We start from the raw sequence: 19,402 nt of genomic DNA on the forward strand, positions 1-19,402 counted from the left end.
CTGCCTGGCCGGCCGCTTCCATGGAGTAAGGAGTCGAGGCGATGGGACGCTGGAGAATCCCGGCGGGCGCGATCCCGGCGGCATTGGCGCTGGCGCTGGTCTGCACCGGCGCATCGCAGGCCTTGTCGCGGACTTCGGAACGCGGGCGAGCGGATGCGCCAGTCGCGGACGAATGGCCGCAGGCGAGCAACGAAGCCGTCCATCGCGTGCCGGTGGGCTTGGTGGTGGCGGGGCAAGCGCGAGGTGCCCTGCCGCAGAGGGAGTCGCGAACCGATCGCGCGGCTGCAATGGCGCGCGGGGTGCCTGCCGGAACCGCTTCGCCGCCGGCGCAGGCAGCCGCGGCATCGTCGCGCACGACCGGCGGACGCGGCGCCCGGCACCGGCGCGCGGCATCGGCCTTCATCCCGGTGCCGCTGCAGTCCCGCATCGATGCGGTCCAGCCGATGACCGGCATCGTGCTGTGGAACGACAACGCCGCCGGCCTGGCCGCGCTGGGCGAGGACGTGCAGCTGGAGTTCGCCTACCTGCGCTACAGCGACGTGAGTCCCAGCTCCACCACGTTCGACTGGTCTCCCGTCGACACGCGCCTGGCCGCCGCCGCCGCGCGCGGACACCAGATGATCCTGCGCTTCCACGACACCTATCCCGGTCGCACGGAGATCTCCATCCCGGCCGACATCGCCGACGGCCCTGACCACGTCACCGCCTTCCACACCGTCGAGGGGCGCCGTACCTTCATCCCCGACTGGCGCTCGCAGCGGCTGCGGCAGTTCGTGCTCGACTTCTACACCCGCTTCGCGCAACGCTACGACCGCGACCCGCGCCTGGCCTTCGTGCAGGTGGGCTTCGGCTCCTACGCCGAGTACCACCTGTGGGACGGGCCGCTCACGCTGGGACACACGTTTCCGTCGAAGGCATTCCAGCAGCAGGCGCTCGAACATCTGGGCGCGAATTTCGTCGACACGCCCTGGTCGGTCTCGATCGACGCCGCGAGCGGAGTCTACTCGCCGTTCCCGTCGGTGCCGTCGCTGCGCACGCTGCGTTTCGGCCTGTTCGACGACTCCTTCATGCACGAGCGCCACTCGGAGAGCGACACCGAATACAACCGCGCCGCCTGGCGCTTCTTCGGCGACGCGCGCCACCATGATGGCCCGGCCGGCGGCGAGTTCAGCTACTACAGCGATTACGACCAGGCGCACGTGCTCGACCTGCCCGATGGCCCGCACGGCCGCAGCTTCGAATCCTTCGTGGCGCAGTACCGCATCAGCTACATGATCGGGAACGACCAGCCCCGGTACCAGTCGCGTGCGAGGATCAGGCAGGCGGCGATGGCGACCGGCTACGCGTTCCGGGTCACGGCGCTGGAAAGCGATGGTGACTGCGTGCGCATGGCGGTCCGCAACGAAGGAGCGGCACCGATCTACCACCACGCCTGGCCGGCCGCCAACGGCCAGCGGGCGGGCGCATCGCTGAAGGGATTGCTGCCCGGCGACGAAGACACCTTCCAGGCCTGCATCGGGCCGCACCAGCGCGAGGCGCTGGAGATCGGCATCGAAAGCGATCGCCTGGTGCCGGGACAACGGATCCAGTTCAACGCATCGCTGACGTAACGCAGCGACAGGAGTGTTCGAGGTTCCCGGTCGCTGGCGACATCGCTGCTCCGAATCCGGGGGCGGGCCAAGAAAAGGTTCTTCTCCCATGGGAGAGAGAGATAGTCCGCGATGGAGAAGACATTGCCGGGACTTCGGATGGACGCCGCGCCCTGGCGCCCGGGGATCGCTTTTCGCTCGCGCGCAAAACATCCATGTTCTGCTTGCCGCGATCCCCGGGCACCAGGACGCGGCTCACCGTTGCTCTGGCCGCGATGGCCCGGTGGCCTGCCCTTCGAAGCCACGCCAATGGTCGGCCGATGGGCGTTCCGGGTCGGGGGTTGCGGAAAGCAGCGCATGGATGCGCTGCGGCGGCGAGTCAGCCATGGATGGCTGACCGAGCCGAAGAGCAATCCCCGGCCCGGAACGACCCGAGCCGCAAGGCCGGGGCCAATCCCTGACAACTTGGCCAGGGTCCCTCTCATTGGAGAAGAACCAAAAAAACCCGGCAGCCAAGGCCGCCGGGTTTCCGGTTCGAGCGCGGCGCGGGGAGGGACGCGCCGGCTCGGGGGACTGCGCGTCGCTCAGCGGCGCTTGGTCGCCTTGGCGGCCGAAGCCACGACCTTCTCGGCCTGGGCCTGCGCCTTGACGGTGGCGGCCTCGAGCTGCGACTTGGCGATCTCGGCGATGGCCTCGTTGGTCTTCACGGTGGTGCCGAAGACTTCCTGGCCGGCGCTGATGCTGCGCTCGACGTTTTCGCGGGCGATCTGCACGCCCTTCGGCAGCAGGGTCTTCATGCCGTCGAAATCGCGCACCTCGGCGGCTTCGCCGAAGAACGCGAAGGTGGCTTCGGCGTTCTCTTCGAGGGTCGCCATCTGCAGGCCGAAGACCTTCTGGGCGTTCTCGAGGGCAAGCTGGTTGATGCGCGCAGCGGTGTCGGCGAACTGACGCGTCGCGGCTGCGAACTGCTCGTTGTACTGGTAGTTCATGGTGATCTCCTGCGATCAGTGCCGGCACGGGGTTGCCGGGTTTGTGCGATGCAGGATAGCCATGATTATGTTGCAGTGCAACATCGACCCGACGAACGGCTGAATGGCGTTCAGGTTTGCAGGTAAATCAGCCGCTTGCTCGGACCGGGGACCCCTCAGCCGCTGTACCGGCACCCCGAGGTGCAGGTTTCCCGGACCACCACGGCACTTAGCGCCGGCAGGGCGGGCTTCAGGCGCTCCCAGATCCAGACCGCCAGCCGCTCGCTGGTCGGATTTTCCAGCCCGGGCACGTCGTTGAGGTAGTGGTGGTCCAGTTGGTCATGGAGCGGCTTGAATGCGGCCTTGATGTCGGCGAAGTCCATCACCCAGCCGCTGTCCGCGCCCGGCTCGCCGCTCACGTGCAGTTCCACCCCGAACGAGTGCCCGTGCAGGCGCGCGCACTTGTGGCCGGGAGGCACGTTCGGCAGCCGGTGCGCGGCTTCGAGGGTGAAGCTCTTGAAGATGTCCATGCGGCATTGTCCTTGCGCCGGCACCGGCGGGCAATCGTGGAACTTGGGGTTTGCGACGGCGATGCGGTAGCGTACGGCCCCTTGGCCGACTGGACGCGCGCAGCGCGGAAACCGGTGCGCGCCGGCCTACCGCACATCCACGATGCCGCCATGCCCCGCGAGGAGCAAAGCCGATGACACCCGAAGAACTGCTGGCCACCCACGGCCCGCGAGAAGCGATGGAATACGACGTGGTCGTGGTCGGCGCCGGTCCCGGCGGGCTGGCGACGGCGATCCGGCTCAGGCAACTGGCCGCGGAAGCGGGGCGCGAGGTGTCGGTCTGCGTGCTGGAGAAGGGCTCCGAGCCGGGCGCGCACATCCTCTCGGGCGCGATCATGGATCCGCGCGCGCTGGCCGAGCTGTTCCCGGACTGGGCCGAGCGTGGCGCGCCGCTGAAGCAGGCGGTGACGCGCGACGAGTTCCTGTTCCTCGGCGAGGACGGCGCCCGCGCCACGCCGGCGTTCTTCCTGCCCGAGTGCTTCGACAACCACGGCAACTACATCGTCTCGCTGGGCGCGGTGACGCGCTGGCTGGCGCAGCAGGCCGAAGCGCTGGGCGTGGAGATCTTCCCCGGCTTCGCCGCCGACGAAGTGCTGTACACCGACGACGGCGCGGTACGCGGCGTGGCCACAGGCAACCTCGGCCTCGGCCGCGACGGCGAGCCGACGCCCGAGTTCCAGCTCGGGATGGAACTGCACGCGAAGTACACGATCTTCGCCGAAGGCTCGCGCGGCCACCTGGGCCGGCGCCTGATCGCGAAGTTCGGGCTCGACGCCGGCCGCGACCCGCAGAGCTACGGCATCGGCATCAAGGAACTCTGGCAGGCCGACCCGGAGCGGCACCAGCCCGGGCTGGTGGTGCACACCGCCGGCTGGCCGCTCGCGGACGACACCTATGGCGGCTCGTTCCTGTACCACGCCGAGGACGGCAGGATCACGCTCGGCTTCGTGGTCGGACTGGACTACGCCAATCCGTACCTGAGCCCGTTCGAGGAATTCCAGCGCTGGAAGACCCATCCGGCGATCCGCAAACACCTCGAGGGCGGCAAGCGCATCGGCTACGGCGCGCGCGCGATCACCGCCGGTGGCCTGCTGTCGCTGCCGAAGCTGGTGTTCCCGGGCGGCGCCCTGGTCGGCTGCGAGGCCGGTACCCTCAACGCCAGCCGGATCAAGGGCAGCCACGCCGCGATCAAGACCGGCATGCTCGCGGCCGAAGCCGCGTTCGCCGCGCTCGGCGAGGGCCGCTTGCACGACGAGCTGTCGACGTATCCGGAAGCGTTCGAGCGCAGCTGGCTGCACCAGGAGCTGCTGCAGTCGAAGAACTTCAAGCAGTGGTTCAAGAAGGGCCGCACCCTGGCGACGCTGATGACCGGCATCGAGCAGTGGCTGCTGCCGAAACTCGGCATCCGCAACCCGCCGTGGACGCTGCACCGCGACAAGCCCGACCACGCCTGCCTGGAGCCCGCGGCCCGGCACGCGAGGATCGCGTATCCCAAGCCCGACGGCGTGCTCACCTTCGACCGGCTGAGCTCGGTGTTCCTGTCGAGCACCCACCACGACGAGAACCAGCCCAGCCACCTGACCCTGAAGGATGCGTCGATTCCGGTGGAGGTGAACCTGAAGGAGTACGCCGGACCGGAAGCGCGCTACTGCCCGGCGGCGGTGTACGAGTTCGTCGGCGAACCCGGCAGCGAGCGGCTGCAGATCAACTTCGCCAACTGCGTGCACTGCAAGACCTGCGACATCAAGGACCCGATGCAGAACATCGTCTGGGTCGCGCCGCAGGGCGGGGGCGGGCCCAACTACGCGGGGATGTAGCGGCCGCCCGCATTGCGGTCGTTCTCACGCTGAGCGCCACGCGGTTCTTTTCCGCCGGCGCGGGTGCGCGGTCCTTCTCCCGCGGCGCGGGAGAAGGTGGCCCGAAGGGCCGGATGAGGGCAGGCCACGAACTGGACACCGGATTGCCGCGCGGGTGGGCGTCCAGGCTCACCGTTGCGCGGCGGTGCTTTCAAGCTCGTCGATCAGCTGCTTCATCTCGTCGATCTCGCGACGCTGCGCCTCGATGATCTCGTCGGCCAGCGCCCGCACGCGCGGATCCCGGATGCGCGCCCGCTCGCTGGTGAGGATGGCGATCGAATGATGCGGGATCATCGCGCGCATGTACGAGACATCGTCGACCGTGCGCTGGCTTCGCACCAGCCACAGCGCGCCGGCGAAGACCACGGCCGCGGCCGCGAAGATGGCCATGTTCTTCCGGCGGTCCTGGTACATGTGCAGCATGAACAGCAGCATCAAGGTCGCCATCGACGCGCCCATGATCAGGGCCATGTAGGCGCGGGTCTCCGAGAAGAACACGTGGTCCGGCGCGTATGTATGCAGGTACATCAGGCCGAACATGACGAGTGTCGAGGTGGCGATCATGACGCCGAAGCGGGGGTACGGGCTCATCGGACTCTCCTGCTGGCAAGGATCTGTACGGGGGACGCCACGGCCGGTCGCGTCCGCGCCGGCGGTGCGAATCGGGAGGCGCGCGCACGCGGCAGTCGGACGCCGATGCCGCGAAGCGGGGCGTGCGCCGGAAGGCGGTTCGCGTGGCCGGACATCCCGGCGGCAGCGCGTGCGACGAATCTAGCGGATGCCGGTGCCGCCGGCGTGCAGAGTCCGTGAATGCGACGCCAAGGGCGGTCCGCAATCGCGCGGCGTTGCGCCGGCCGCGATCGCCTCCCCGTGCAGCTCCCTACGGGTGGCCATCGCGCCGCACCGCGTAGGGCCCGAAGGTATTGCCGATGAAGCCGCCGGCGGTGTCGACGCTCAGCAGGCTGGCATCGAGGTCGGCGGCGAGCGGCTTCCAGTCGCCCGGCGCGAGCGCGTAGTCGACATCGAGGCGCGGCGCGGCGAGGCGGAAACGCAGCGAGACCTGCGCCGGCACTCCGGACAGCCGAATCCGTGCGAGTTCGCGGCCACCTTCGGGTTCGTCCTTGCCGGCACGGCGCAGCAGCACCAGCGCCGCGCCGCGCTCGTCGCGTTCCAGGCCCGCCACGTAGTGGTAACGCTCGTTCTGCAGCAGCGCCATGCCCGCGAATTCGCCGGCGTCGAGGGCGGCGGCGTCGAGCGTGGTGGCGAGCGTGGCGTGATGGTGCAGCAGCCGATGGGCGACATAGGCCGGCTGCCCGCGCGACTGGCCGTGCGCGCCGAGCGGCGTCGCGGCAGGCGTGATTCGCAGGCCGTCGCCAGTGGTGAACCACGCGGTCTTCGGCGGATCGAGCATCACCCACTGCGGCGGCAACGTGCCGGCCCCGAACCGCTCCGTCCACGCCATCGGCCCGGTGGTGGGCGGCGTGGCCGCGTCGCGGGGCAGCGCAGGACGTTCCAGCACCGCGGGCACGCGTTCGCCGCGCGCCAGGATCACCGGCCAGCCCTCGCGCCACTGCACCGGCAGCAGGAAGGTCTCGCGGCCGAGGTTGTACTGGTTGCCGCGGTAGGGGCGGGTGGCGAGGAACACCGCCCACCAGCTGTCGTCCTGCGCGCGCACGAACTGCGCGTGGCCGGTGGAGGTGACCGGATCGGTTCGCGCGGGATCGAGGTCGCGCTGGGTGAGCGTGGGATTGCCGCTCCAGGCCTCGTACGGACCGGTGACGGCGCGGCTGCGCCAGATCATCTGCGCATGCTGCTCGCCGGTGCCGCCCTCGGCCGCAGTGAGGTAGTACCAGCCGTCATGCCGGAACACGTGCGGACCTTCGACGTGCTCGGGATTGCTCGCCGGATCCACGCCGGCGTCGACCAGCTGCAGGCGCGGGCCGACCAGCGACAGCGTTTCCGCATCGAATTCCTGGATGAAGATCGCGCGATGGCCGTCGTAGCGCATCTCGCCTTCGGGGACGCCGTTGTTGACCAGCCAGGCGCGGCCGTCGTCGTCGAAGAACAGCGACGGGTCGATGCCGTCGATGTCCAGCCAGTGCGGATCCGACCACGGCCCGGCCGGGTCGCGCGCGGTGACGACGAAGTTGCCCATGCCGCGGCCCGGGCAGTAGAAACAGGTATTGGCGATGTAGAACGTACCGTCGTGGTGGCTGATGGTCGCGGCGAACAGCCCGCGGGTGAGTTCCTCGCCATCGCCGTAGGGCATCTGCTCCGGCCGGTCGATCGCGTTGCCGATCTGCCGCCACGAGACCAGGTCGGTGCTGTGGAACACCGGCAGGCCGGGGAAATAGCCGAAGCTCGAGGTGACCAGGTAGTAGTCGTCGCCGACGCGGATCGCGGACGGGTCGGGATGGAAGCCTGCGATCACCGGGTTGCGGAACTGCGTTGCGCCGGGCGCCGGGCCGTCGTCGTCGCCCGTGTATGCCACTTCGGTGAACAGCGCTTCGCCGGCGTGGGCGCCGGTGGCGAGCAGGCAGCCGGCGAGGAATGCCAGGCAACGTTTCATGATCATGCTCCGGTCAGGCGGGCGGCGCCGGAGCGCGCTGCCCGGCCGCCTGCATCCGCCGCGTCCACAGCAGGTGCAGGCCGCGGGCGGCGAGATCCTCGGGATGCCGCTGCACGCCGATCTCGAGCGTGGTCAGTGCGCGCGCGTACACGCCCAGCAGGCGTTCGCTGCCGATCAGGTGCACCTGCGCCGGACGCGGCCGGTCCGCCGCCAGTCCGCATTCGTGCAGTTCGTGCCCGACCAGCAGGCCGGACAGGTACGAGGGCAGCGCCGCTTCCGCGAACTGTCCCGAGAGGCCGGCCGTGCGGACGCCGAACAGGTGGTGCAGCAGCCCGCCCGGCTCGGCACTGCGGCGCAGCCCGGCCTCGAAGGCATAGGCGTCGAAGCGGCTGTCGTCGTGGGACATCAGCGCGCCGAGGATGCTGTGCTTGCGCAGCAACGCGTACAGTTCCCCGGTCATCGCCGTGCGGATGCGCTGGACGCGACCGTCGCGGATCGTCACCCACTTGCTGTGGGTCCCGGGCAGGCAGACCTGGTGGACGCCTCCGGGCAGTACGTCGAGCAGGGCCGCAAGCTGCGTTTCCTCGCCGCGCATCACGTCCGGTACGGTCTCCGAGGTGTCGCGCAGGCCGGGGACGAACCACAGCTCCCGGTGTTCGAACCCGGGCGGGTGGATGCGCTGCATGTGGCGCGCGAGGTCGGGCAGGCCGGCGGGGCAGTCGAGGTAGGGCATCTCGTGCCAGCCGCCCCTGGCGCCGGCCATGCCGCAGAGCAGGACGTGGCTGTCGTCCCAGCCGGCCATTTCCGCGGCAAGTATCGCGCCGAAGCGGCCGCCGGTGGCGAGCGTGCCCTGGTCGCTGCGGCGCCGTTCGCTCAGGGTGCCGTCCGCCCCCATCCGGTACAGGCGCAGGTGGGTGGTGCCCCAGTCGACCGCGATCATGCGCCGCGCAGCCGCGGCTCGGCGCGACCGCTGCCCGGTGCCAGCCGGAAGGCGAACACGCCACCGGCATGCGGCGCGCGCGCAAGCGCGTCCCCGTCGAGTTCCTCGCGCGCGGTGGTCACGTACAGCGTGTCGAAGTCCGTACCGCCGATCGCGCAGCACGAGGGTCGGCCCGCGGCAATGGCGACGATGCGGTCGACGCGGCCATCGGGTGCGTAGCGCACCACGCGGGCCGCGTCCCACTGCGCGTTCCACAGGCCACCCGCCGCGTCGACGGTCGAGCCGTCCGGCGTCATCCCGCCTTCGACTTCGGCGAACACGCGTGGATTCGAGATGCTCGCCTGGTCGGGATCGTAGTCGCAGCGCAGGATGCGCGGCTGCATCGAGTCGCAGTAGTAGAGCGTCCGGCCATCGGGCGAGAAGCAGATCGAGTTCGGGATCGCGGCGGGCGGCAACGGCAGGACGCGCAGGCCGTGGGCGAACGAGAACTGGTAGAACCGGCCCAGCGGCGGCACCGCGCCGGTTTCGTCCTTGGTGCCGAACACGAAGTTGCCGTCGCGGTCGCAGCGGCCGTCGTTGCTGCGCGTGGCTGCGCCGTGCTCGGGTTCGAGGGCGGCGAGCATGCGCAGCGACAGCGCTTCGCCCGGCATCGGCGCGTCCGCAAGGCGGATCGATTTCGCCAGCGCCAGCAGCAGGCGGCCGTCGTCGCACAGGGCGAGGCAGCCGAGGGCTTCGGGCAGGTCCCAGGCATGGGTGGCGCCGTCTGCTGGCGCGTGCATCCACAGCTTCGATCGCAGGATGTCGGTCCAGTACAGGCGCTGCGTGCGCTCGTCCCACACGATGCCCTCGCCGAGCTGGCAGCGGCTGTCCACCGCCAGCGTCGCGGTCGCCTCCAGGGGACGGCCCGGATCCGTCACCTCACCACTCCGCCACGCTGCCGTCTTCGTGGCGCCACAGCGGATTGCGCCAGCGCGGCGGCTCGCGCGAGGCGCGTTCGAGGCGTTCCACGTCGATCTCCACGCCCAGCCCTGGCAACGGCAGCGCGGCGATGCTGCCGGTGTCGTCGCAGCGGAAGTCGTCCTTGTTGAGCACGTAGTCGAGCAGATCGGTCCCCTGGTTGTAGTGGATGCCGATGCTCTGTTCCTGCAGCATCGCGTTCCAGCTGACGAAGTCCACCTGCAGGCAGGCCGCCAGCGCGACCGGGCCCAGCGGGCAATGCGGCGCCAGCCCGACGTCGTGGGCCTCGGCCATCGCCGCGATCTTCACGCATTCGGTGATGCCGCCGGCGTGCGAGAGATCCGGCTGCAGCAGTGCCAGCCCGCCGGCGGCGAGCACCGGCTTGAACTCGGCGCGCGAGTACATGCGCTCGCCCGCTGCCAGCGGGATCGAAGTGGCGTCCGAGAGCGGGCGGTAGTACTCCCACTGTTCGGCCAGGACCGGTTCCTCGACGAACAGCGGCTTGAACGGCGCCAGCTCGCGCAGCAGCACGCGCGCCATCGGTGCGCTGACCCGGCCGTGGAAGTCGATGCCGAAGTCGATCGCGTCGCCCACCGCCTCGCGCACCGCGGCGACCTTGGCCACCGCGGCGTCGATGGCGCGCGGGCTGTCGATCAGCTTGAGCTCCTCGGTGCCGTTGAACTTGAAGGTGTCGAAGCCCGCGGCGTGGTGCGCCTGCATCTGCGCGACGATCTCGCCCGGCCGGTCGCCGCCGACCCAGCGGTAGGTCTTCATGCGATCGCGCACCATTCCGCCGAGCAGCTGGTACACCGGCACGCCCAGCGCCTTGCCCTTGATGTCCCACAGCGCCTGGTCGATGCCGGCGATCGCGCTCATCAGGATCGCGCCGCCGCGGTAGAAGCCGCCGCGGTACAGCACCTGCCAGAGGTCGTTGATGCGCGCCGGGTCGCGCCCGACCAGATAGTCGCCCAGTTCGTGCACCGCCGCCTCGACGGTCGCCGCGCGGCCTTCGATCACCGGCTCGCCCCAGCCGCTGATGCCCTCGTCGGTCTCGATCCGCAGGAACAGCCAGCGCGGCGCGGCCTGCCAGGTGGTCAGCCGGGTGATCTTCATGCGGTGTGTTCCATCCATGCCTCGCGGAAGCGACGCGCCTGCGTGCGCGTGTGCTCCGCGGATTGTCCCGGTCGATAGAGTTCGCCGCCGATGCCCACGCCCTGGCAGCCGGCGGCAAGATACACGGGCAGGGTTTCCGGCGTGATCCCGCCCACCGCGAACAGCGGCACCGGCGGCAGTACGCTGCGCAGCGCGCGCACCATCGCCGGCCCGTAGACCGCGGCGGGGAACAGCTTGAGCATCGGCGCGCCGGCCTCGAGCGCGTCGAAGGCCTCGCTGGTGGTGGCGAAGCCGGCGACCACCTGCAGCCCGAGCCCGACCGCACGGCGGATCACCGCCGGGCGCACGTTGGGCGTGACCACGAGGGTGCCGCCCGCGGCCAGCAGGGCATCGACGTGCGCGGCTTCGAGCACCGTGCCCGCGCCGATCCGGGCGCGGTCGCCGAAGCCGGAGGCGGCGATCGCGACGCTGCGCGTCCAGTCGGGCGAGTTGGTGGGAATCTCGATCGCGTCGAATCCTTCCTCCACCAGGACCTCGCAGTGCTCGGCGACCTCCACCGGCATCACGCCGCGCAGGATCGCGATCAGGGGCAGGCGGAACGGGGTGCGGGGCTCGTCCATGCCGGGTTCCGGAATCAGGGGGCCGGCGCGCGCGCGTGGCCGCGACCCGCCGGTCCGGCTGCGCGCGCAGCGGCCGCCGCGATGGCGCGGCGTGGGCGGTCGCCGTGCAGCGATCGCAACATGCTTGGTCCTCCTCCCGGTCCCGCGTCAGTGGGGTGGCCGCCCGCGGGATCCCGGCGGGTCGCCACCACAGGAGAGACCGGGCGCGAGGCACCGGCTCCGTGAAAGCGGACATAGCCTCGCGTGGCCGTGGTATGTACGACAAATGAAATTTTCGTCGTACCCTATTCCCTTGGCGAATATGTGAACACGGCGAGGAACAGCATGGTGCAACCGGCCACCGGATGGTTCGGCGCGACGCGGCTGAAGACCCGCCACCTGGCCTTGCTGCTGCACCTGTACGAGCAGCGATCGGTGCTGCGCGCGGCCGAAGCGGCCAACATGACCCAGCCGGCCGCGTCCAAGCTGCTCGCGGAGATGGAGGCGTTGCTGGGGGTGCCGCTGTTCGAGCGCCACGCGCGCGGCGTCGAGCCGACCTGGTACGGCCAGGTGCTGATCCGCCGGGCGCGGTCGGCGCTGTCGGAGATCGGGCGCGCGCACGACGAGATCGCCGCGCTGCGCAGCGGCCGCATGGGCCAGGCCTCGATCGGCACGGTGGTCAATCCCGGCACTACCCTGGTGCCGCAGGCGATCGCGGCGGTGAAGCGCGACTTTCCCGACATCCTGATCCGGGTCGAGATGGACTACAGCCGGCCGCTGGTGGCGCGCCTGCTCGACGGCCAGCTCGACATCGTCGTCGGCCGCATCATGGGGCCCGAAGGCGCCGCCGACCTCGACTTCGAGCCGCTGGCCGACGAGCCCCACGCGGTGATCGTTCGCGAGGGCCATCCGCTGGCGCGCCGCGAGACGGTGCACCATGCCGACCTCGCCGAGTTCGGCTGGATCATGCCGCCCGTGGCCAGCGTGTTGCGCGCGCGGCTGGACGCGGTGTTCCTCGAGCTGGGCCTGACCCTGCCGCAGAACATCGTCGAGACCGCCTCGCTGCCGGTGATCATCCACCTGCTGCGGCACAGCGACCTGCTGACCGCGCTCCCGCCCGAATCGGTGGGGCCGTACCTGCAGACCGGGCAGATGCGCGTGCTGCCGATCGACCTGGGCGTGCGCATGGAATTCTTCGGCATCGTGCGCCGCCGCGACCAGTTGCTGTCGCCCGGGGCGGAACGGGTGCTGGAAGCCTTGCGCTCCACCGCGAGGCGGCTGTATCCCCCGGCGCCGCGCCGGGGGAGCGACTGAAACCCCGGGAGCCGGGGGCAACCGGCGGCTCAGCGCCAGGGCCCGGCTATTCCCAATCAGACTAGCTTGCGGCCAAAAATTCATTGGTAGTGCATGGGTTGACGCTCCTATGCTCCAAGCAGACGGCCGTGTCTTGCGCTGTCATCAACGGCCGCGCCAGAGAGCGCACGCCGCTGAAGCCGGCGCCAGACACCTCATCCGCTTGTCATGTGCCCTTGGGAGGGGAACACCATGTCAACGCTCCGCCACCGCCACCCGGCTACCGGGAAGGCGGCATCCGATGCCACCCGTACTTTCCGCCGCTCCGCCATCGCCCTCGGCGTGGCGGCCATGCTGGCCGCGCCTGCCTACGCGCAGGAGGCGACCGCCACCGCGCAGCCGGACGAGGCCACCGAGCTCGACAAGGTCGTGGTCACCGGCATCCGCGGGTCCGTCTACCGGGCCCAGGACATCAAGCGCGATGCCAACACCTTCGTCGATTCGGTGACCGCGCTCGACATCGGCGCGCTGCCGGACCGCAGCGTCACCGAGACGCTCTCGCGCATCCCGGGCGTGACCATCGACCGGTTCCTGTCGGTGGGCGACCCCGAGCACTTCTCCGCCGAGGGCGGCGGCGTGCAGGTACGCGGCTTGACCCAGGTGCGCTCCGAACTCAACGGCCGCGACAGCTTCTCGGCCTCCGGCGGCCGCGCGCTGAGCTTCCAGGACGTGCCCTCGGAACTGATGGCCGGCGTGGACGTGTACAAGAACCAGACCGCCGAGATGATCGAAGGCGGCCTCGGCGGCACCGTCGACCTGCGCACCTTCATGCCGCTGGACTTCGAGGAAAGCCGCCTCGGTGTGTCCTTCAGCGCCAACCGCGGCGATTTCGCCGACGAGGTCAAGCCGTCCGGCTCGATCCTCTACAGCAACCGCTGGGAGACCGGCGCCGGCGATTTCGGCATCCTGGTCGACGTGGCGCATTCGGAACTGGCCACGCGCACCGACGGCATGTTCGTGCGGCCGTTCTTCAACACCGCCAACAGCGACCTCGACGGCGACGGCACCAACGAGCAGCTGTGGCTGCCGCGCGGCGCCGACTGGCGCACGCTCGAATACGAGCGCGAACGCCAGGGCGCCTATGTCGCCCTGCAGTGGCGGCCGAACGAGAACCTCGAACTGTTCGCCACCGCGTTCCAGAGCAGCTACGACGAGCTGTGGTACGAGGATGCGATCTTCGTCTCCAACGATCCGCTGCAGGTCCGGCTCGACGCCAGCCAGCCCTACGAGCTCGACGGCAACGTGTTCGTGTCCGGCCGGCTGCGCTCCAACGGCGACATCCCGATGGGCACCGACATCCGCGCATCGCACCGCGAGTCCAAGACCACCGACTACTCGGTCGGCATGAAGTGGGCCTTCAGCGAGCGCACCGAATTCTCCACCGACCTGCAGTTCATCAAGGCCGACACCCGCGCACTCGATTCCACCGTGTCGCTGGGCGTCAACGTGCCCTACATCGACGTCGACGTGGGCTCGGGCCGCCCGAGCATCGGCGTGGACGAGCAGTTCACCGCGAACCCAGCCAACTACTACTGGGGCTTCACGATGGACCACCGCGACGACAACGAGGCCGAGGAAGTGGCCTGGCGCGCGGACCTCAAGCACAGCTTCGATGCCGGCTTCGTCGATTCGATCCAGTTCGGCGTGCGCCTGACCGACCGCGACGCCACCAGCGTCGACACCGGCTACGACTGGCAACCGGTGTTCCAGACCTGGATGCAGGGCTGGGCGCTGCCGGCCGGTGCGCTGCCGGGGCTCGACCTCGACGGCACGGTCAACTCCAGCCTGGTGAACCTGCAGACCTTCGACAACTTCTACCGCGGCGACGCCAACACGCCCGGTGCGTTCTATGCGCCGGTCCTGTCGACCGCGCTGAACTTCCCGCAGAGCTACCTCGACATCCACGGCGCGGCCATCCCGTACTACACCTGCTGCTACGGCCAGATCACCCCGCGCGACCTCGACGACCCGCAGTGGCGCAATACCCAGGGCGAGAAGACCACGGCCGGCTACTTCATGCTGAGCTTCGGCAGCGACGAGGCGCTGTTCGACGGCAACGTCGGCGTGCGCGTGGTCCGCACCGAGAACGAGGCGGACGGCTTCCTGGTATATCCGAACCTGCAGTTCGCGCCGTACCTGGGCGCCGGCGAGTCGGTGCCGATCACGGCGAGCAATTCGTATACCGACGTATTGCCCAGCCTCAACCTGCGCTGGGAATTCGCGCCCAACCTGATCGCGCGCTTCGCCGCGTCCAAGGCCATCGCGCGCCCGGCCTTCAGCGACATGCAGGCCTACCAGCAGCTCAGTGCGGCGGTCCGTGATGGCGTAACGCCCGACCCGGGCGAGACGGTCACCCCCGACGACCTCGACCTGACCGGCAGCTCCACCGACAACCCGTACCTCGAGCCGATGAAGGCCAACCAGTTCGACCTGTCGCTGGAGTGGTACTTCGCGCCGGACAAGGGCGGCATGGCCTGGGTGAACTTCTTCTACAAGGACGTCGAGGACTACTTCCGCCAGCAGACCGAACTGGTGCCCTACCCGGGCGTGGACGGCAACGAGTACGACTACCTGATCTCGCGCCTGGTCAACATCGGCACGGCGAAGATCCAGGGCGCCGAGCTCGGCTGGAACCAGTTCTTCGATTTCCTGCCAGCCCCGTTCGACGGCCTGGGCATGTCGGCCAACTACACCTACATCGACAGTTCCACCGAGATTCCGGCGGGCTCGAACGCGGTGCCGATCGATACCGACGGCAGCACGTTCGACGACCTGCCGGCCGATGGCCTGTCGAAGAATTCCTACAACGCGGCCGTGTTCTACGAGAAGGGCCCCTGGCAGGTGCGCCTGGCCTACAACTGGCGCAGCGAATACCTGCTGTCGGTCGGCCCGAACGGCTACAACGGCGGCGATGGCGGCATTCCGTGGAAGCTGCCGGTCTACAGCGACAGCTTCGGCCAGCTCGACGGTTCGATCTTCTACAAGGTCTCCGACAACGTGCAGATCGGCCTGGAGATGAACAACCTCAACAACGCCGAGCAGCGCACGATCATGGACCAGAACGGCGCGGGCAAGCGCATCACGTCCTGGTACGTCAACGACCGGCGCTACGCCGCGACGCTGCGCTTCACCTTCTGACGGGCACGGGCCGTCCGGACGCCCCGTCCGGGCGCCCGGACGACAACCCGGGTGCGGACGGATGCGCCGCACGCACCCGGTCGCGGACCAGCGGCTTCCCTCCCGGGCCGCAGGATCCGCAACTGCGGCGGCGCGTCGCCAGCCCCGTGCACAAGCACTGGCGGCGCGCCGGCCGCAGCATCCGGAAACGCCTGATCGACTCCGTCGACAGGCTCGGATGAAACAGTCCCGGATGTATCGATTGGCGTCTACGACCATCGCCCAATACGGCTTGGCGCGCATTGACGCGCTCAAAATGCGAGCGCTAACATCGAGACAGGGGCGCACAGTCGTCCAAGGGGACAAGCACGACAGCCGGGTCTCCGGCATGCGGGTTTCTGCGCGGGCGCCGGCACGGTGGCGTCGTCGCGCAGGCGCTGGTGCTGGCCAGCGCAGATGGCGTAGCGGACGCGGGTCGTCCGTGCGTCGGTGGCACACCGTGGCGATCAGTCCGCGACACACAACTCGATCCGTTCGACGCGCATTCCTCGGGAGGGAACACCAGGCGAACGCTCAACCATCGCCAGCCGGCCTTCCGGCAGGCGGGTTTCGACACCCTGTGCACGTTCCGCCGCAGCGCCATCGCCCTGGGCGTGGCCGCGCTGCTGTCCGCTCCATTGCACGCGCAGACCACGGGCAGCAACGCCCCCGCCGGCACCACCAGCGACGCCACCGACCTCGATGCCGTGGTGGTCAAGGGCGTGCGCGGCGCGGTGATGCGCGCGCAGGACATCAAGCAGGACGCGCCGCAGATCATCGATTCGGTCACCGCCGAGGACATCGGCGCACTGCCCGACCGCAGCGTCACCGAAACCCTCAAACGCATCAGCGGCCTGACCGTCACCGGTTTCGCCGCGCGCGACGATACCGACCATTTCTCCGCCGAAGGCAGCGGGGTGATGATCCGCGGCCTGACCTTCGTGCGCGGCGAGCTCAACGGCCGCGACGTGTTCACCGCCAACGGCGGCCGCGGCATCAGCTTCGAGGAAGTGTCGGCCGAGCTGATGGCGGGCGTGGACGTGTACAAGAATCCCTCGGCCGAGATCATCGAGGGCGGCCTGGGCGGCACCATCAACCTGCGCACGCGCATGCCGTTCGACGAGCCGGGGCGCAAGATCGCCGGCAGTGTCGACGTCAACTACGGCGACAAGGCCAAGGATGCGCGGCCGTCGGCCTCCTTTCTGTTCAGCGATCGCTGGGACACCGGCGTGGGCGAGATCGGCTTCCTGGCCAACGTCTCGTACTCGGAACTGGCCACGCAGTCCGACGGCATCCAGATCCAGCCTTACTCGCGCCGCGGCCGCACGCCGGCGGAGCAGCCGGAAGGGCTGCCGAACGGGGAAGGCTGGGTGTACGACTGGGAGCAGGAGGCCTGGGTGTCGTCCGACAGCCAGCGCGACCTGCTGCTCGAAGGCAGCGGTCGCGACCAGGTGTTCGTCCCCGGCGGCGTGAACTGGCGCCGCACCGATTTCGACCGCAAGCGCCAGGGTGGCGCCTTCGCGTTCCAGTGGCGTCCCAGCGACGACACCGAGATCTACACCCAGTTCATCACCTCGAAGTACGACATGACCTGGCGCGAACACTTCATGGAGTACGCCGGCGCGGGCGAGGCCAACAACACCGACAACTGGACCGGCGACCCGAACTATTACGGCAACGCCTACGACGGCGGCGACGGACTGGCCGACCGCACCAACCGCCTGATCCCGATGCCGGGCACGCAGTTCGAATACGACGACAACGGCCGTTTCCTGCGCGGCAGCATCCGCCTGGGGGGCTGGCGCGGGCAGCCGGGCGACGATTCCAACGGCATGTACCAGGGGCCGGGCATCCAGTTCGTGGCCGGCAACCGCTACAACGTCCAGTCCTCGCAGACCACCGACTGGTCGGCGGGCTTCCGCCACTTCATCAGCGACAACTTCCTGGTGCGCGGCGACTTCCAGTACGTGAAGGCCGAGAGCGACCAGGTCGACTTCTCCGTGCACACCTCGACCCTGCTCGAAGGCATCACCCTCGACCTCACCGGCAAATACCCGTCGGTGACGCTCGACAATCCGGACCGGGCGCTGCAGCAGGACACCTACTTCTGGCGCTCGGCCATGGACCACCTGGCCGACAACGAGGGCCACGAACGGGCCGGGCGGGTCGACTTCGAGTACAACTTCCCCGACAGCACCTGGCTGCGCACGTTCCGCTTCGGCGCGCGCGTGGCGGACCGGGAATACACCAGTTTCTACACCACCTACAACTGGCAGCCGATCAGCGACGACTGGAACCGGATCGAGAACCCGGACCCGACCCGCCCGCCGGTCGCGTGGCTGGACCAGTTCTATGCCTCCGAGTCGGCGATCTACACGCTGGACGACTTCTTCGGCGGAGACGCCAACGTCCCGACCCAGTTCTGGGCGGCGCGGGACGGCTTCGTCGACATCGGTCGTGTCCGCGACACGCTGGCGACGATTCCCGGCGCACAGTGGAATCCGATCGCGTTCACGCCCGACGCCATCAACCAGCAGCGCGAGCGTACCCAGGCCGCGTATGGCGTGATGTACTTCGGCAACGACGAGCTGCGCAACCCGGTCGACGGCAACCTCGGCGTGCGCGTGGTCAAGACCAGCGTCAAGGCCTTGGGCGGTGGCCTGCTGCCGGACATGACCGGCGCGTACGTGGAGGACGTGGCGCAGGAAGTGCGGGACGCCTTCTACGGCCAGGCCTTCACCAGCCAGGTCAACACCTCCTATACCGACGTGCTGCCCAGCCTGAACGTGCGGGTGCGGTTCGACCATGGCCTGCAGTGGCGCTTCGCCGCATCCAAGGCGATCGCGCGACCCGAGTTCAGGCTGATGCAGAACTGGATCACGCTGTCGGCCAACGCCGCAGGCTGCGCCCAGGCGCGGGAGGACGGGCTGCGCGAGGAGCTCTGCAGCTTCGACGACCTCGCCTACAGCGGCAGCGGCGGCAACCCCGAACTCAAGCCCATGCGTGCGAACCAGTTCGATACCGCGCTCGAGTGGTACTTCGGGCCGGCCAACAGCCTGTACCTCACGCTGTTCAAGAAGGACGTCGAGGGCTATTTCGCCACCTCACTGGGCACCGAGATCATCGACGGGCGCGTGTACCAGATGAACCGCACGCGCAACCTGGACGAGGGGAAGATCAAGGGCTTCGAATTCGGCTACTCGCAGTTCTTCGACTTCCTGCCGGGCCTGGGCGTGCAGGCGAACTACACCTTCGTGGACAGCTCCGGCGGCACCAACGTCGACGTCGGCCCGCCGGACGGCGCGCCGACGGTGCCGGAGGTCGCGCTGGAACTGCCGCTGGAAGGCCTGTCGCGCCGCAGCTACAACCTGATCGGCATCTTCGAGCGCGGCCCTGTGTCCTTACGCCTGGCGTACAACTGGCGTTCGCGCTACCTGCTCACCAGCAGCGACGTGATGCCGGCCATGCGCCAGCCGGTGTGGAACGACGACTACGGCCAGCTCGACGGCTCGTTCTTCTACAACCTCACCGACAACATCCAGCTCGGGCTGCAGGTGAACAACATCACCAACAGCACCACCAAACTGCTGATGGGGCCGCGCGGCTACCGCCGTGACGGGTTCGTGGACGAGACGCTCTACAACCGCGCCTGGTTCGAGAACGACCGGCGTTACTCGGCGGTGTTGCGCGCGAGCTGGTAATCGCAGGCGACGAGCAGAATCGGGGGAGGGTC

The 19,402-nt window shown here is 69.2% G+C and carries 13 protein-coding genes; 5 read left to right on the forward strand and 8 right to left on the reverse strand.

Annotated elements, in window-relative coordinates; all coding sequences use genetic code 11:
• The first annotated feature begins 299 nt into the window (after nucleotides 1-299).
• On the forward strand, nucleotides 300-1,610 hold the full coding sequence (locus FZO89_RS11665; protein ID WP_149103416.1) for a DUF4832 domain-containing protein: 1,311 nt from the start codon (nucleotides 300-302) through the stop codon (nucleotides 1,608-1,610).
• Between the two features lie 563 nt (nucleotides 1,611-2,173).
• Here the strand turns inward: FZO89_RS11665 and FZO89_RS11670 are convergent.
• Together FZO89_RS11670 and queD are read right to left on the reverse strand one after the other, a co-directional pair.
• Nucleotides 2,174-2,578, reverse strand: coding sequence for a phasin family protein (locus tag FZO89_RS11670; RefSeq protein ID WP_149103417.1), 405 nt, complete (start codon nucleotides 2,576-2,578; stop codon nucleotides 2,174-2,176).
• A 155-nt stretch (nucleotides 2,579-2,733) separates the two neighbouring features.
• The gene (gene queD, locus FZO89_RS11675) at nucleotides 2,734-3,087 is read right to left on the reverse strand and encodes a 6-carboxytetrahydropterin synthase QueD (protein ID WP_149103418.1); all 354 of its coding nucleotides are present in this window, start codon (nucleotides 3,085-3,087) and stop codon (nucleotides 2,734-2,736) included.
• 173 nt (nucleotides 3,088-3,260) lie between these two features.
• On the opposite strand from queD, the gene FZO89_RS11680 reads away from it, so the two are divergent.
• Nucleotides 3,261-4,943: an electron transfer flavoprotein-ubiquinone oxidoreductase gene (locus tag FZO89_RS11680; RefSeq protein ID WP_149103419.1), complete on the forward strand. Its 1,683-nt coding sequence runs from the start codon at nucleotides 3,261-3,263 to the stop codon at nucleotides 4,941-4,943.
• A gap of 168 nt (nucleotides 4,944-5,111) precedes the next feature.
• Here FZO89_RS11680 and FZO89_RS11685 read toward each other — a convergent pair whose 3' ends face one another.
• The 6 genes from FZO89_RS11685 to FZO89_RS11710 form a co-directional block, all read right to left on the reverse strand.
• A complete protein-coding gene (locus FZO89_RS11685; RefSeq protein WP_149103420.1) occupies nucleotides 5,112-5,573 on the reverse strand; it encodes a DUF305 domain-containing protein in 462 nt (153 codons plus the stop codon).
• Nucleotides 5,574-5,862: 289 nt separating this feature from the next.
• Nucleotides 5,863-7,557, reverse strand: a complete 1,695-nt coding sequence (locus FZO89_RS11690; RefSeq protein ID WP_149103421.1) for a glycoside hydrolase family 43 protein — start codon at nucleotides 7,555-7,557, stop codon at nucleotides 5,863-5,865.
• 7 nt (nucleotides 7,558-7,564) lie between these two features.
• Nucleotides 7,565-8,491: a 2-dehydro-3-deoxygalactonokinase gene (locus FZO89_RS11695; RefSeq protein ID WP_149103422.1), complete on the reverse strand. Its 927-nt coding sequence runs from the start codon at nucleotides 8,489-8,491 to the stop codon at nucleotides 7,565-7,567.
• Entirely contained in the window at nucleotides 8,488-9,408 is a 921-nt protein-coding gene (locus FZO89_RS11700) for an SMP-30/gluconolactonase/LRE family protein (protein WP_262378630.1), read from the reverse strand. The genes FZO89_RS11695 and FZO89_RS11700 overlap by 4 nt, the downstream gene beginning before the upstream one ends.
• Nucleotide 9,409: 1 nt before the next feature.
• Nucleotides 9,410-10,561, reverse strand: coding sequence for a galactonate dehydratase (gene dgoD / locus FZO89_RS11705; RefSeq protein ID WP_149103423.1), 1,152 nt, complete (start codon nucleotides 10,559-10,561; stop codon nucleotides 9,410-9,412).
• On the reverse strand, nucleotides 10,558-11,181 hold the full coding sequence (locus tag FZO89_RS11710) for a 2-dehydro-3-deoxy-6-phosphogalactonate aldolase (RefSeq protein ID WP_149103424.1): 624 nt from the start codon (nucleotides 11,179-11,181) through the stop codon (nucleotides 10,558-10,560). Before FZO89_RS11710 ends, dgoD begins: the two co-directional genes overlap by 4 nt.
• 324 nt (nucleotides 11,182-11,505) lie before the next feature.
• Here FZO89_RS11710 and FZO89_RS11715 point away from each other — a divergent pair, with 324 nt between their 5' ends.
• The 3 genes from FZO89_RS11715 to FZO89_RS11725 all read left to right on the forward strand — a co-directional run bounded on the left by FZO89_RS11715 (nucleotide 11,506) and on the right by FZO89_RS11725 (nucleotide 19,370).
• Nucleotides 11,506-12,474, forward strand: a complete 969-nt coding sequence (locus FZO89_RS11715; protein ID WP_149103425.1) for a LysR substrate-binding domain-containing protein — start codon at nucleotides 11,506-11,508, stop codon at nucleotides 12,472-12,474.
• Between the two features lie 231 nt (nucleotides 12,475-12,705).
• Nucleotides 12,706-15,651 carry a TonB-dependent receptor gene (locus FZO89_RS11720; protein ID WP_262378631.1) on the forward strand — a complete coding sequence of 982 codons (2,946 nt, stop codon included), beginning with the start codon at nucleotides 12,706-12,708 and terminating at the stop codon, nucleotides 15,649-15,651.
• A 596-nt stretch (nucleotides 15,652-16,247) separates the two neighbouring features.
• Complete coding sequence (locus tag FZO89_RS11725) at nucleotides 16,248-19,370, forward strand: TonB-dependent receptor (RefSeq protein WP_262378713.1); 3,123 nt, start codon at nucleotides 16,248-16,250, stop codon at nucleotides 19,368-19,370.
• Nucleotides 19,371-19,402 lie beyond the last annotated feature (32 nt).

The organism is Luteimonas viscosa (genome assembly GCF_008244685.1).
Lineage (GTDB): Bacteria > Pseudomonadota > Gammaproteobacteria > Xanthomonadales > Xanthomonadaceae > Luteimonas > Luteimonas viscosa.